Source organism: Thermobrachium celere DSM 8682 (assembly GCF_000430995.1).
GTDB classification, from domain to species: domain Bacteria; phylum Bacillota; class Clostridia; order Clostridiales; family Caloramatoraceae; genus Thermobrachium; species Thermobrachium celere.
On record NZ_HF952022.1, the window covers coordinates 1 to 15,467 of the forward strand.

General features: G+C 31.2%; 14 protein-coding genes and 1 rRNA gene. 7 read left to right on the top strand and 8 right to left on the bottom strand.

Annotated features, from left to right (window positions below; translation table 11 throughout):
• The 8 genes from TCEL_RS10435 to dnaA all read right to left on the bottom strand — a co-directional run.
• A 16S ribosomal RNA gene (locus TCEL_RS10435) occupies positions 1-419 on the bottom strand; the annotation flags it as partial.
• Between the two features lie 242 nt (positions 420-661).
• Entirely contained in the window at positions 662-3,091 is a 2,430-nt protein-coding gene (gene gyrA / locus TCEL_RS10440) for a DNA gyrase subunit A (protein WP_018664100.1), read from the bottom strand.
• A 12-nt stretch (positions 3,092-3,103) separates the two neighbouring features.
• Positions 3,104-5,005: a DNA topoisomerase (ATP-hydrolyzing) subunit B gene (gene gyrB / locus TCEL_RS10445; protein ID WP_018664101.1), complete on the bottom strand. Its 1,902-nt coding sequence runs from the start codon at positions 5,003-5,005 to the stop codon at positions 3,104-3,106.
• A gap of 15 nt (positions 5,006-5,020) precedes the next feature.
• On the bottom strand, positions 5,021-5,278 hold the full coding sequence (gene remB, locus TCEL_RS10450; RefSeq protein WP_018664102.1) for an extracellular matrix regulator RemB: 258 nt from the start codon (positions 5,276-5,278) through the stop codon (positions 5,021-5,023).
• 66 nt (positions 5,279-5,344) lie between these two features.
• Complete coding sequence (gene recF / locus TCEL_RS10455; protein WP_018664103.1) at positions 5,345-6,454, bottom strand: DNA replication/repair protein RecF; 1,110 nt, start codon at positions 6,452-6,454, stop codon at positions 5,345-5,347.
• 8 nt (positions 6,455-6,462) lie between these two features.
• Complete coding sequence (locus TCEL_RS10460; RefSeq protein ID WP_018664104.1) at positions 6,463-6,672, bottom strand: RNA-binding S4 domain-containing protein; 210 nt, start codon at positions 6,670-6,672, stop codon at positions 6,463-6,465.
• A 66-nt stretch (positions 6,673-6,738) separates the two neighbouring features.
• Positions 6,739-7,842 carry a DNA polymerase III subunit beta gene (dnaN, locus tag TCEL_RS10465; RefSeq protein ID WP_018664105.1) on the bottom strand — a complete coding sequence of 368 codons (1,104 nt, stop codon included), beginning with the start codon at positions 7,840-7,842 and terminating at the stop codon, positions 6,739-6,741.
• Positions 7,843-8,103: 261 nt separating this feature from the next.
• Complete coding sequence (gene dnaA, locus TCEL_RS10470) at positions 8,104-9,480, bottom strand: chromosomal replication initiator protein DnaA (RefSeq protein WP_018664106.1); 1,377 nt, start codon at positions 9,478-9,480, stop codon at positions 8,104-8,106.
• A 534-nt stretch (positions 9,481-10,014) separates the two neighbouring features.
• Between dnaA and rpmH the strand changes: the two genes are divergently transcribed.
• From rpmH to mnmG, 7 genes are all read left to right on the top strand, one after another.
• Positions 10,015-10,149 (top strand): 50S ribosomal protein L34, encoded by a 135-nt coding sequence (rpmH, locus tag TCEL_RS10475; RefSeq protein ID WP_018664108.1) that lies wholly within the window; start codon positions 10,015-10,017, stop codon positions 10,147-10,149.
• Positions 10,150-10,206: 57 nt separating this feature from the next.
• On the top strand, positions 10,207-10,551 hold the full coding sequence (rnpA, locus tag TCEL_RS10480; protein ID WP_018664117.1) for a ribonuclease P protein component: 345 nt from the start codon (positions 10,207-10,209) through the stop codon (positions 10,549-10,551).
• Positions 10,551-10,760 carry a membrane protein insertion efficiency factor YidD gene (yidD, locus tag TCEL_RS10485; RefSeq protein ID WP_040684038.1) on the top strand — a complete coding sequence of 70 codons (210 nt, stop codon included), beginning with the start codon at positions 10,551-10,553 and terminating at the stop codon, positions 10,758-10,760. Before rnpA ends, yidD begins: the two co-directional genes overlap by 1 nt.
• Positions 10,761-10,774: 14 nt before the next feature.
• Positions 10,775-11,452, top strand: a complete 678-nt coding sequence (yidC, locus tag TCEL_RS10490; protein ID WP_018664120.1) for a membrane protein insertase YidC — start codon at positions 10,775-10,777, stop codon at positions 11,450-11,452.
• A 17-nt stretch (positions 11,453-11,469) separates the two neighbouring features.
• Positions 11,470-12,096: an RNA-binding cell elongation regulator Jag/EloR gene (jag, locus tag TCEL_RS10495; protein ID WP_018664121.1), complete on the top strand. Its 627-nt coding sequence runs from the start codon at positions 11,470-11,472 to the stop codon at positions 12,094-12,096.
• A gap of 95 nt (positions 12,097-12,191) precedes the next feature.
• Positions 12,192-13,574: a tRNA uridine-5-carboxymethylaminomethyl(34) synthesis GTPase MnmE gene (mnmE, locus tag TCEL_RS10500; protein WP_018664122.1), complete on the top strand. Its 1,383-nt coding sequence runs from the start codon at positions 12,192-12,194 to the stop codon at positions 13,572-13,574.
• Between the two features lie 12 nt (positions 13,575-13,586).
• Positions 13,587-15,467, top strand: a complete 1,881-nt coding sequence (mnmG, locus tag TCEL_RS10505; RefSeq protein ID WP_018664124.1) for a tRNA uridine-5-carboxymethylaminomethyl(34) synthesis enzyme MnmG — start codon at positions 13,587-13,589, stop codon at positions 15,465-15,467.

The window sequence follows — 15,467 nt, forward strand, 5'->3', positions numbered from 1 at the left end:
TTCATCGCTCACGCGGCGTCGCTGCGTCAGGGTTTCCCCCCATTGCGCAATATTCCCCACTGCTGCCTCCCGTAGGAGTCTGGGCCGTGTCTCAGTCCCAGTGTGGCCGACCACCCTCTCAGGCCGGCTACCCATCGTCGCCTTGGTGAGCCATTACCTCACCAACTAGCTAATGGGCCGCGGGCCCATCCTTGAGCGGAATTAACCTTTGGCTAAGACGCCATGCGGCATCTTAGCGTTATGCGGTATTAGCAGGCCTTTCGACCTGTTATCCCCCTCTCAAGGGCAGGTTACCCACGTGTTACTCACCCGTCCGCCGCTAAGGTTCAAGGAGCAAGCTCCTATCCCCTCCGCTCGACTTGCATGTGTTAGGCACGCCGCCAGCGTTCGTCCTGAGCCAGGATCAAACTCTCATGTTCTAACCTGAGCTTCAAAGTACGTTCGCTCTCGCTGTTCAGTTTTCAAGGACCGTCATTCAACATCATTTATTTTATAACACTCATCTTATTTTGTCAACAGCTTTTTTATTTTTTTCTTCAGTGCCGCTAACAGATATTAATATTATCACTAAAAATAAATTCTGTCAACATGTATTTTAATTTTTTATATAAAAAAGAGAATGTGCTTAAGATACAAGGTTTGAAGCACATTCTCTTTTAAATTATTCATTATCTTCATTAATTATCTTTGCAATGGATACTATTTTTTCGTTTCCGTCAGTCTTCATTAAAGTTACTCCCATTGTATTTCTGCTTGTTCTTGAAATTTGTGCAACCTCTAATCTAATTATTACACCATTGCTATTTATAAGCATTATTTCATCTTTATCCTTTACTGTCTTTGCACCAACTATATGTCCTGTCTTTTCTGTAACTTTATATGTTATTAATCCTTTTCCTCCTCTGTTTTGAACAGAGTATTCTGCACATGGAGTCCTCTTTCCATATCCATTTTCACTAACTACTAAAAGATCTGCGTCTTCTTCAAATACGTCCATAGCAACAGCAACATCATTATCTCTTAATGTAATACCTCTTACCCCTGCTGCAGTTCTGCCCATACATCTAACATCGTTTTCTTCAAATGTTATTGAATATCCATTTTGCGTAACTATAGTTATTTTGCTATTACCATCAGTTAATTTAACCCCAATTAATTCATCATCAACTTTTAGGTTTATAGCATTTAACCCACTTCTTCTTATTGAACTAAACTCACTTAATGATGTCTTTTTAACAATACCATTCTTTGTTGCAAAGAATATAAACTTATCTTCATCAAACTCTTTTATCGCTATTACTGCTTGTATTCTTTCTCTTGGGCTTAAAGGAAGTATATTTACTATATTTGTTCCTCTTGCTGTTCTACCTGCTTCTGGTATTTCATAAGCCTTTAACTTATATGCTCTTCCTAAATTAGTAAAGAACAGTATGTTATTATGTGTTGATGTTATAAATATATTTTCTACAAAGTCATCTTCTCTTGTGGTTATACCTTGAATTCCTTTTCCACCTCTTTTTTGGCTCTTATACGTGTCTATAGGAATTCTCTTTACATATCCTGCATGTGTAATAGTTATTACTACATCTTCTTCTTGGATTAAATCTTCTATGTTAATTTCTTCTGTACTATTTACTATTTTTGTTCTTCTTTCATCAGAATACTTTTCTTTAATTTCTATTAGTTCATCTTTAATTATATTTAAAACAAGTCTTTCATTTGCAAGTATTTCCCTTAATCTGTTTATTGTTTTAATTAATTCTTCATACTCTTGTTCAATTTTATCTCTCTCTAATCCTGTTAATCTTTGAAGTCTCATATCTAAGATAGCTTGAGCTTGTTTTTCAGAAAGACCAAACCTAGCCATCAAACCATTTCTAGCATCCTCTACAGTTTTAGAAGCTCTAATTAAATTTATCACTTCATCTATATGATCAAGAGCAATTTTTAAACCTTCTAAAATATGAGCCCTTGCTTCTGCTTTATCAAGTTCATACTTAGTTCTTCTTTTTATAACTACTTTTTGGAAATCTAGATAATGGGTTAAGACTTCCTTAAGGTTAAGTATCTTAGGTTCTCCTTCAACTAATGCAAGCATTATAACACTAAATGTGTCTTGCATTTTAGTATGTTTATATAACAAGTTTAATACAACATTTGGATTTGCATCCCTCTTTAATTCAATAACAATTCTCATTCCTTCTCTATCTGATTCATCTCTTAAATCAGATATACCATCTATCTTTTTATCTTTAACTAATTCTGCTATCTCTTCTATCAATTTTGCTTTATTAACTTGATAAGGTATTTCTGTTACAATTATACGATGTTTTCCCTTTTCTTCTTCTATTTCTGCCTTTGCTCTTACAGTAATTCTACCTCTACCTGTTTCATATGCTTGTCTTATTCCTTCTTTTCCAAGTATTATACCTGCTGTTGGAAAATCTGGCCCTTTAACTTTTGTCATTAAGTCCTTAACTGTAACGTCAGGATTATCAATTAAATAAACTATCGCATCTATTACTTCACCTAAATTATGAGGTGGAATATTCGTTGCCATACCAACAGCAATACCTGAAGAACCATTAACCAATAAATTTGGAAACCTTGAAGGAAGAACTGTTGGTTCTTTTTCAGTACCATCGAAGTTATCTGTAAAATCAATTGTATCTTTATTTATATCCCTCAACAGTTCCATTGATATTTTAGAAAGTCTAGCTTCTGTATAACGCATTGCAGCTGCTCCATCTCCATCAATGGAACCAAAATTACCATGACCATCAACTAAAGGATATCTTGTTGAAAAGTCTTGTGCTAGCCTAACCATTGCCTCATAAACAGCACTATCTCCATGTGGATGATATTTACCTAGCACATCCCCAACGATTCTTGCAGACTTTCTGTATTGTTTATCAGGATATAATCCTAATTCATGCATAGAATATAAAATTCTTCTATGAACAGGCTTTAGGCCATCTCTAACATCTGGAAGCGCACGTCCAACTATAACGCTCATCGCATAATCTATATAACACTTTTTCATTTCATCCTTTATGTCAACAGAAATTATCTTTTCCATTCTCTCTTCCATTGTTTCACCTCATTATATGTCAAGATTTTGAACCTTCTTAGCATTTCTTTGTATAAATTCTCTTCTTGGTTCAACCTTATCTCCCATAAGTATTGTAAATATTTCATCTGCAGCAACAGCATCTTCTATCTCTACCTTAAGAAGTGTTCTTGTTTCTGGATTCATAGTAGTTTCCCAAAGCTGTTCTGCATTCATTTCTCCAAGACCCTTATATCTTTGTATTTCCACATTGTCTCTACCAATTTCATTTAACTTCTTTTCAAGTTCTTTATCTGAATATGCATAGTATATCTTTTTGTTCTTAGTTATCTTATAAAGTGGTGGTTGTGCTATATAAACATGTCCTTCTTCTATAAGCGGTCTCATATACCTATAGAAGAATGTTAATAACAATGTTCTTATGTGGGCACCGTCAACATCGGCATCTGTCATTATAATGATTTTATCATATCTAATTTTACTAATATCAAATTCGTCTCCAATACCTGCTCCAAAAGCTGTTATCATATTTCTTATTTCTTGGTAGGATAATATCTTATCTAATCTTTGTTTTTCAACGTTCATTATTTTTCCTCTTAAAGGAAGAATTGCTTGGAACCTTCTGTCACGTCCACCCTTAGCTGAACCACCTGCTGAATCACCCTCAACGAGATATATTTCACAAAGTTTAGGATCCTTTTCTGAACAATCAGCAAGTTTCCCTGGAAGAGATGTTGAATCTAAAACTGATTTTCTTCTTGTTAATTCCCTTGCTTTTCTTGCTGCTTCTCTTGCTCTTTGTGCCATTATGCATTTTTCTAGAATTATTTTTGAAACATGAGGATTTTCCTCTAGAAATGCTGCTACCTTATCTCCAACAATAGTTTCTACAACACTTCTAACTTCTGTATTTCCAAGCTTAGTTTTGGTTTGCCCTTCAAATTGTGGGTTTGTAATCTTTACAGAAATAACTGCTGTCAATCCTTCACGCGTATCTTCACCTGCTAAATTTTTATCATTTTCCTTCAAAAATCCATATTTTCTTGCATAATCATTTATTACCCTTGTAAGAGCTGTTTTAAATCCACTTACATGGGTTCCACCTTCTGGTGTGTCTATATTATTAGCAAATGAAAATATATTCTCATTGTAACTGTCATTGTATTGCATTGCTATTTCAACAATTATGTCATCCTTAACTCCATCTACATAAATTGGTTCATCATTTAATACTTCTTTATTTCTATTTAAATACTTAACAAATTCTCTAATTCCACCTTCATAGTGGAATTTTTCTTCTTTATCTTCCCTTTCATCCTTTAGAACAATTGAAATACCTTTATTTAAGAAAGCTAACTCTCTTAATCTTTGTGCTAAAGTATCATAGTCATACTCTAGCTCTTCAAATATTTCTGCATCTGGTTTGAAGCTGACTGTAGTTCCTGTACTATCTGCTTCACCAACTACAGTCAAATCACACATTACCTTTCCTCTTTCATATTTTTGATAGTATTCTTTTCCATTTCTTCTTATTTTAACTTCAAGCCATTCTGATAGTGCATTAACAACTGATGCACCAACTCCATGAAGTCCTCCCGAAACCTTATATCCTCCACCGCCAAATTTACCCCCTGCATGTAGAACAGTAAATACAACCTCAACTGCAGGTTTATTTAGCTTTGGATGTATGTCAACAGGAATACCTCTACCGTTATCTATTACAGTTATTGAGTTATCTTTATGTATAATAACTTCAATATTTGTACAGTATCCAGCCAATGCCTCATCTATAGAATTATCAACTATTTCATATACCAAATGATGAAGTCCTTTAGGTCCTGTACTACCAATGTACATACCTGGTCTTTTTCTAACAGCCTCAAGACCCTCAAGAACTTGTATCTGTTCTGCACTATACTGCTGCATATTACTCATTTTTTTCACCTCTTCTTATAGTTCATTCAAAAATCCTGTTCGTTTTACCAATGTAACAGAAGAAATAGGAGAAAGATATATTATACTCTTTTTATTTCTCTCGGTTAATACAAATGATTTTGGTGGATCATCTGTAATCCTTGTAACAAATCCTTCTTCTTCGGCTATCTTTAAAAAATTTCTTGTGTCAGAATTAAAAGTTGAATTAACATCAAATATTGCAATAACCTCACTTAAAGGAATAACAACATTTTCTCCCAAATGAAGAAACATAAAAAAGCCTCCCTATTTTAAAATCATTTTTATTATAAATCTAATTTTTAAAATAAACAACATATTTTACTCTAATCGAACAATAGTTCCCTTTTTTACCTCAAAAACGCTCTTTTCTACAAATTTTTTAATATCTATATCCTTTATACTAGTACAAGTTATTATAGTTTGAATATCTTTTAAAGAATTTAGTAAAAAAAACTGCCTTTTAGGATCAAGCTCAGATAAAACATCATCTAAAAGCAAAACAGGATATTCTCCAACCTCTGATTTTACAATTTCTAATTCAGATAGTTTTAAAGACAGGGCCGCTGTTCTTTGTTGGCCTTGGGATCCAAAATTTCTTACATCCACACCATTAATGAATATAACTAAATCATCTCTATGTGGCCCTATTAGAGTAAAACCCTTATCTAAATCATCCTTAACATTTTCAATATATTTTTTAAGTAAACTTTCTTTAATTTCACTTAACTTACCATTAACATCAACATCACTTTTATATAAAACATCAAGTTCTTCTTTACCATCCGTAATCTTTCTATGGATAAGTCTTGCTATAAGGGAGAGTTTCTTCACAAACTCTATTCTATTTTGAATAATTATACTTCCATAATCTGCAAGTTGTTCGCTAAATATTTCTAAAGTAGCTTTATTTGATGTTGAATTATTTAATGTTTTAAGCAAATTATTTCTTTGCATTAAAGTTTTATTATATTGACTTAAAATATAATGATATTTAGGCCTTATTTGGCTTAGTTCATTATCTATAAATCTTCTTCTTAATGAAGGTCCTTCCTTGATAAGCTTTAGATCCTCTGGAGAAAAAATAACTGTATTTACTGTACCTAATACTTCGGATGATTTGTTTATCTTTACTCCATTTAGTTTAATTTGTTTTTTTCCCTCTGAATCAATTAAAAATTCAATCCTATAGTTTCCTAAGTTTTTTACTATTTCTCCCTTTAAATAGGCTTTATTTTTATTCCATAATATAAGTTCTTTATCTCTATTTGTTCTGTGTGATTTCAATGAACTTAAAAAATACATGGCTTCTAATACATTTGTCTTACCTTGTGCATTTTCACCTACAAATATGTTTATCTTGTTATTAAGCTTTAGTTCAAGTTTTTCATAATTTCTAAAGTTTATTAATTCAAGTATATCTATATACATAAGCTCACCTATACCACCTTAAAGCTTCCTACACCATTTACTTCTATAATATCACCTTTATATATCTTTTTACCTCTACTTAAAACTACTTCACCATTTACTTTAACATCACCATTTTGAATGATAAGCTTTGCAAATGCTCCTGAATCTGCTATATTAGCCCACTTTAACAATTGATCAAGCTTTATATATTCTGTATGAATATTAATCTCCTGCATTATAAAACCTCCTTTATTAAAAGATAAAAAGCAACGGGTATCCCCCACATTGCTTTTTATTTAAGTCTATTCTTCTACTAATCTAACTGGAAGTACTAAATATATATAATCATCTGAATTACATTTCTTAACTACACAAGGACTTACGTTTGTTGTAAATTCTAAATAAATTTCTTCTGAATCTATTATTCTTAAAGCATCTAAGAAATATTTAGAGTTAAATGCTATCTTTAAGTTTTCACCTTCAAGTTCTATATTAACTTCTTCATAAACTTTACCTAATTGTGAATTTGAAGTAATAACCATACAAGAATCCTTTATATCAAACTTAATTAAGTTAGTCTTTCCTTCTCTTGCAAGTAATGATGCTCTTTCTATACTATCAAGAAGTTCATTTCTATTAACTTTAACCTTCAACCTATATTCTTCAGGTATTATTTGTCTGTAGTTTATAAACTCTCCATCTAATAATCTTGAGATTACTTTAGTATTCCCTAAGTTAAACAATATATGATTTGGAGTAAAAGTTATTTTTGCCTTTTCATCTGTTGTTTCTAGTATCTTAGATATTTCATTCAATGTTTTTCCTGGAATTACTGCACTTATTTCATTATCTGAATCAATATCATATCTTTTTAAAGCTAATCTATATCCATCTAATGCAACAAAACTTAACTTTCTATCTTTTACTTCAAATAAAACTCCTGTCAATATAGGTCTTGTTTCTTCTTGAGCAATTGCAAAAATAGTTGATTTAATCATGCTTTTTATTAAATCTTGTGATATTTCATACATGGAATTTTCGTTTATTGTTGGAAGCTTTGGAAACTCATCAGGATTGCTTCCTAAAAGAACAAATTCTGATTTTTGACAAGTTATATATACATTATTATCTTCCATTTTTATTATAACCTTATCATTTGGAAGTTTTCTTATAAATTCACCAAATAACTTTGAATTAATTACAGTAGCTCCTTCTTGATAAACTTCTGTTTCTATATATGTTTCGATTCCAAGATCTAAGTCAGTAGCTGTAAATGTAACTTTATTATCTTTAGTAGCTTTTATGTGTATTCCTTCAAGTATTGGATACGTAGTTTTTGATGATGTAGCCTTTTGAACTGTATTTATAGCTTCTTGTAAAAGTTCTTTTTCACAAATAAACCACATTTTTAAATCCTCCTTTTATCCACAGTGGATAATTTTTTATTTATTGATAGAGGTTATAAACAAATTTTTAGTAGTAATAGTAATAGGTGTTGTTAATATGTTGATAAGTGCTTTAATACTAGATAATAAAGGGATCATATAAAAAAATAATTTGTGGATAAGTTGATAAAAAGTAATTAATATTATCCACATTGTTAGATATTAAAAATTAAAAATACAACTATCCACAAATTATAAACTTTGTTTATTAACATGTGTGAATTATTTTTGATTTATCTTTTTGATTAGCTCATCTATTGTTTCCTTTAGTGCGTCGTCCTTTTCTAAGTCCTCAGATATCTTTTCATAGGCGTGAATTACTGTAGTATGATCACGTCCACCAAATTCTTCTCCTATCTTTGGTAGAGATAAATCTGTAAGTTTTCTAGCTAAATACATCGCTATTTGTCTTGGATATGCAACATTTTTAGTTCTTCGTTTTGACTTAAAGTCTTCTATTCTTAGATTGTAATAGCTAGCAACTACATCCTGTATTAATTCAACTGTAATCTGCTTATTATTTTTGTTTGAAATTATGTCCTTTAAAACATCAGTTGCAAGCTCTACACTTATTTCTTTATTAGAAAGTGATGCAAATGCAACTATTCTTATAAGTGCACCTTCTAGTTCTCTTATATTAGATTGAATTTTATTTGCTATATATACCATAACTTCATTTGGAACCTGTAGGTTTTCCATGTCAGCCTTTTTCTTTAAAATTGCTATTCTGGTTTCAAAATCTGGTGGTTGTATATCTGCAATAAGTCCCCATTCGAATCTTGATCTTAATCTATCTTCTAAAGTTGGAATTTCTTTTGGAGGTCTATCACTTGATATAATAATTTGCTTATTAGCCTCATATAATGCATTAAATGTGTGGAAGAACTCTTCTTGAGTTCTTTCTTTTCCAGCTATGAATTGTATGTCGTCAATAAGAAGGACATCAACATTTCTATACTTGTTTCTAAATTCTACATTTTTGTCGTCCTTTATAGAATTTATTAGTTCATTAGTAAATTTTTCAGAAGAAACGTAAACAACTCTAGCTTTTGGATTATTGTTTAGTATATAGTGACCAATTGCATGCATTAGGTGTGTTTTACCAAGTCCAACACCACCATATATGAAAAGAGGGTTGTAAGCTTTAGCAGGGGCTTCTGCAACTGCTAAAGATGCAGCATGGGCAAATCGGTTGCTATTTCCTACCACAAAAGTATCAAATGTATACTTTGGATTTAATGTAGAGGTTGTAAGTTCATCATTTGTTTGCTTTGGTTGAGACGAAGGTGTATCTTGTTCATCCTTTATTTGTGGTTCTTTGTTTGAATCTAGCTCTTTAAATATGTCATCTGTTTCTAAAACGAACTTGATTTCATATTTTTTTGAAGCAACCATTTTAAAAGCATTTCCAATTAAGTCTTTATATCTTGCGTCAAGTATATTTTTTGAGAATTCAGTTGGTGCTAAAAGATAAAATGAGTCATTTGTTAGTTTTATGGGCTTTAGAGATTTTATCCATGTATTAAAACCAACTTCAGTTAGCTCTGTTTTTACGATATTAAGCGTTTTTTCCCAGAGAGAATGGATATCTGTGCCCATGTTAATCCTCCTGTTCTAGATAAATTTTTTGTAACAATTAGTATTGTAGAATTTATATTAACAGAGTTATTCACAGATAGAGATTCAAAAATAAGTTGTTGACAAAAAAATAAAAAGTTATACACAGCATGTGAAAAAAATATTATATAAAAAATGATTTATAAAATTATTCACAATGTAAAATTCACAAAATAAACAGTGTTTAAAATTAGAATTTTCAAGGTTAAAAAGAAATGAAACAGATAAATTCAACAAGTTATACACAAGCTTATCCACAGAATGTGAATAACTTTAAAAAATCCACAAATAATAAACAAAAGCATATCTAATTATCCACATTGTATAAATATATTATCAAATTAATTATTCACAGGCAATAGTTATCCACAAAAAACACATATGTGGATAAAAAAATATCAACAATAAATGTATTCCTTGACATTATAACAACATAAATATATAATTTTTATGTAATATGCCTTTTTGAAAAATGTGACCCTGACATATATATTCTTTTAAAGGAGGTGTATTGGGATGCTAAGAACATATCAACCAAAAAAGAGACAAAGAAAAAAGGAACATGGTTTCAGAAAGAGAATGAAGACTAAGAATGGAAGAAAGGTTCTTCAAAGAAGAAGAAGAAAAGGAAGAAAGAGATTGACAGCATAAGGCCGCGGAATGTGGCCTTTTTGTTCAATTATAGTATTTTTGTCTTGAGGGATTATTATGAAAAAAATTGAAAGAATTAAAAAGAATGCTCACTTTAGGTTGATATATAAGAAAGGAAAATCTGTGAGTGATTCTAATCTTGTTATGTACTGTAGTAAAAATGGGAAGGATTATAATAGAATTGGTGTGTCTGTAAGCAAAAAGATAGGGAAAAGCGTTGTGCGTAATAGATATAAAAGATTAATTAAAGAAAGTTTTAGAAAAAATAAGTCTATTTTTAAGCAAGGATATGATATAATATTTATAGCAAGAGTTGGAATATTAAAATGTCAATATAAAGATGTTGAAAAATCAGTAATAAGCTTGATGAAAAAATTTGGGCTTGTAAAAGAGGGAAAATAATGCGAAAATTTTTGATTTTTATAATCAAGTTATACAGAAAGTACATATCACCTTTGAAACCTCCAAGCTGTAGATTTTATCCTACGTGTTCAATGTATGCAATTGAGGCTATAGAGAAGTATGGTGTTATTAAGGGTGGTTATTTGTCTTTAAAAAGAATTCTTAGGTGTCATCCATTAAATAAAGGTGGATATGATCCTGTTCCATAAAGGAGGTAATTTGTTTGTCAGGAATTAATTCAGCACTTACAAGTTTTTTTAATTTGATACATAGCTTTGTTAGTATGGGAGTTAAGAATTTAAGCTTAGCTTATTTCTTAGATATTTTTATATTTACAGCAATAATAAAGCTTATACTACTACCTCTTACAATAAGCCAAACTAAGTCACAAGCTAAAATGACTGAAATGCAGCCTAAACTAAAGGAAATACAAGAAAAGTATAAGGGAGATCCTCAAAAGATACAACAAAAACAAATGGAACTATATAAAGAGATGGGAGCTAACCCATTTTCAGGATGTCTTCTTATTTTAATTCAATTTCCTATATTCATTGCGATGTATAATGTTATTTACAGATATACAGGCTTTAATGATGTTGGATTTTTATGGGTTAAGAGTTTAGGTCAAAAGGATACACTTTACATACTTCCAATTTTATCAGGTTTAACTACATATATTCAGGGTATTATGATGACTCCAAAGGGTGATGATGCACAAGCAAAGAGTCAAAAGCAAATGAATATATTTATGACTCTATTTATTACATGGGTAAGTATTAATTTTAAAGCTGCTCTTGTATTATATTGGATAATAAGCAACTTAATTCAAATTGCTATTCAATACTTTATAATAAATAAGATAAAAAATAAGGAACAGGAAGCGATAGCTATTAAGAAGTAGGGTGGTGATTTGGGCCTATGAAGTCAATTGAAATGACCGGAAGAACAGTAGAAGAAGCTATTGAATCGGCCTTAAAGGAACTTGGAGTAAAAAGAGAGTCAGTAAATATTGAGGTTCTAGACAGGGGGAGCAAAGGTATATTTGGATTAATTGGTTCAAGACCTGCAAAGGTTAAGGTGACTATAAAGAAGGATTATGCAGCTTTAGCTAAGAGTTTCTTAAGAGATGTTTTGGATAAGATGGGAGTTAAGTGTGAAATACACATAAAGGATGAGGATGATATATTAAAGATTAATTTAGTAGGTCAGAGATTAGGTGTATTAATAGGTCATAGAGGAGAAACTCTAGACGCACTTCAGTTTTTAGTTGGCTTGGTTATAAATAAAGATAACCAAGAAAATGAACATAAAAAGGTTATTTTAGATGCAGAAAATTATAGAAAGAAGAGAGAAGAGATACTTATTGGCTTGGCTAAAAAGCTTGCATATAAGGTACAAAAGACAAATAGATGTGTTAAGCTTGAACCAATGAATCCATATGAGAGAAGAATCATCCATTCTGCATTACAGGATCATCCATACGTTACTACTTATAGTGAAGGAGAAGAACCATTTAGAAAAGTTGTAATTGATCTTAAAAAGTAATAACATGCCTGCCAATTGGCAGGCATATTTCATGATTATTGTTTTTTTATATTTTGGTATAATATATAATGATTACTAACATAGAGGTGAATTTTATGTTTATAGATGATACTATAGCAGCAATATCTACTCCTGTTGGAGAAGGTGGAATAGGTATTGTTAGAATGTCAGGAAAGGATTCCTTAAGTATAGCTGAAAAAATATTTAGAAGTTTTAAAGGTAAAAATATTAGGGATATGAAATCATATACAATGATGTATGGATTTATAATAGATCCAAAAACCAATGAGAAGGTTGATGAAGTTATCATAAGCTATATGAAGGCTCCAAATACATATACAAGAGAGGATATAGTTGAGATCAACTGTCATGGAGGAGTTGTTGCTGTTAAGAAAATACTTTCATTAGTTTTGCAAAATGGAGCAAGACTTGCTGAACCTGGAGAATTTACTAAAAGAGCCTTTTTAAATGGAAGAATAGATTTATCGCAGGCAGAGGCTGTAATTGATCTAATCAGAGCTAAAACAAGTGAAAGTATGCACATTGCCTTAGAGCAGACACAAGGGAAATTATCCTCAAAGATAAAAGATATAATGAATAGACTCTTAGGGATATTAGCTCATATTGAAGCATCTGTTGATTTTCCAGAGGATGATATAGAAAATGTTGTTTCTTCAAAGATAATAAAGGATTCAAGAGAGATTATTAATGATATAGAATATCTAATAAAAAATGCTGAAACTGGAAAAATTTTAAGAGAGGGATTGAATACAAGTATTGTTGGGAAGCCTAATGTAGGGAAATCTTCTCTTCTTAACGCACTTTTAGAGGAAAAAAGAGCTATTGTTACGGATATACCTGGAACTACAAGAGATGTTATTGAAGAATATATAAACATTAGAGGAATTCCTGTAAAAATTATTGATACAGCAGGAATTAGAGAAACTGAAGATATAGTTGAAAAAATTGGTGTTGAAAAGTCTAAAGAGTATATTGAAAAGTCGGATTTAATAATATTTATGGTTGATTCAAGTAGGCCTTTAGATGATGAAGATTATGAGATTATTCAACTTATAAAGCATAAGAAGGTAATAGTAGTAATAAATAAAATTGACCTACCATTAGCTATTGATTTAGATGTTATAAAGAGCAATTTTAAAGAGGAAAATTTAGTTTTTGCGTCAATAAACACAGAAAAGGGAATTGAGGATATTAAACAAAAAATAGAGGATTTTGTTTTTTCAGGAGAGGTAAAATCTAAAGATATCTATGTAACAAATGTAAGGCATAAGGATATTTTATTTAAGGCAAAGGAGAGCATAAATAAAGGAATAGAGACAATAGAACTGGGGTTACCCCTTGATATTGCATCGGTTGAATATAAAGATGCATATTTAAAACTTGGAGAAATAACAGGCGATACAGCAGCGGAGGATATAATAGATAGAATATTTAGTGACTTCTGTATAGGTAAATAGGAGGTGGATTATTTGTATTTTGCTGGAAGTTATGATGTTATAGTTGTTGGTGCAGGTCATGCAGGTTGTGAGGCGGCACTTGCAGCAGCTAGAATGGGATGTAAAACTCTATGTATTACTTTAAATCTAGACAGTATTGCTATGATGCCATGCAACCCTTCAATTGGAGGTACTGCAAAAGGACATTTGGTTAGGGAAGTTGATGCACTTGGTGGACAGATGGGTATAGCTATAGATAATACGTATCTTCAGTCTAGAATGCTTAATACAGCAAAGGGACCTGCTGTTCAATCATTAAGAGCTCAAGCGGATAAAAAAAGATATCAAGAATATATGAAGCATGTTCTAGAAACACAAGAAAATTTAACTTTAAAGCAGGATGAAGTAATAGAGTTAGATGTTAAGGATAATAGGATAGTGGGATTAAAGACAAAGAATGGAGCTTATTTTGAATGCAAAACAGCTGTAATTACAACAGGTACTTATCTAAAAAGTAGAATTATAATTGGGGATGTAAGCTACAATGGAGGTCCAAACGGGTTATTTCCTGCCAACGAATTATCAGATAGTTTAAAGGCTTTAGGTATTTCTTTGAGAAGGTTTAAAACTGGTACTCCAGCAAGAATTAATAGAAGATCTATAGATTTTTCAAAAATGATAATTCAACCAGGGGATGAAAGGGTAATACCTTTTTCATTCATGTCAGACAATATAGATAGGGTTCAGATACCTTGCTATTTAACTTATACAACAGAAGAAACTCATAAAATAATAAGAGAAAACCTTCATAGATCACCACTTTTTACAGGAGATATTGAAGGGGTAGGACCAAGATACTGTCCTTCAATTGAAGATAAGATTGTTAAATTCCCTGATAAAGAAAGACATCAAATATTTGTTGAACCTGAAGGAGAAAATACAGAGGAAATGTATATTCAGGGAATGTCAAGTTCTATGCCTGAGGATGTTCAAATTAAATTTTACAGATCAATCCCAGGGCTTGAAAATGCAGAAATAATGAGAACTGCATATGCAATTGAGTATGATTGCATAGATCCTCAACAGCTTAAGCTTTCACTTGAACTTAAGTTTATAGAAGGTTTGTTTTTTGCAGGTCAAATTAACGGAACATCAGGATATGAAGAGGCTGCAGCCCAAGGTATAATAGCTGGTATAAATGCTGCATTAAAGGTTAAAAATAAAGAACCTTTAATTTTAGATAGATCAGATGCATATATAGGTGTATTAATTGATGATTTAGTTACTAAGGGTACAAATGAACCATATAGAATGATGACATCTAGAGCAGAATATAGATTGCTTTTAAGACAGGATAATGCGGATTTAAGACTTACTGAAAAGGGATATAAGGTAGGCCTTGTTACAGAAGAAAGATATCAAAGATATTTAAAAAGGAAAAAGGCAATTGAGCAAGAAATAGAAAGGGTTAAGAAGATAGTATTACCTCCATCTGAAGAAGTTAATGATTTCTTAAGAAGAAATAACAGTTCAGAGATAAAATCAGGAATACATCTTTATGATTTAATAAAGAGACCTGAAATAAGCTATGAGGCTACAAAGGAGATAGATAAGGATAGGCCAGATATTCCATTTGATGTTGCAAGGGAAGTAGAAAATCAAATAAAATATGATGGATATATTCAAAAACAAATGCAGCAGGTTGAACAATTTAAAAAGTTAGAACAAAAGAGAATACCAGAAGATATAGATTATAATGATATACAGGGATTAAGAATAGAGGCTAGACAGAAACTTTCAAAGATAAGACCTCAAAATATAGGTCAGGCTTCAAGAATATCAGGTGTATCTCCTGCAGATATTTCTGTTTTACTCATATATTTAGAACAGTTAAGAAGAAAAAAGGGAGAGTAG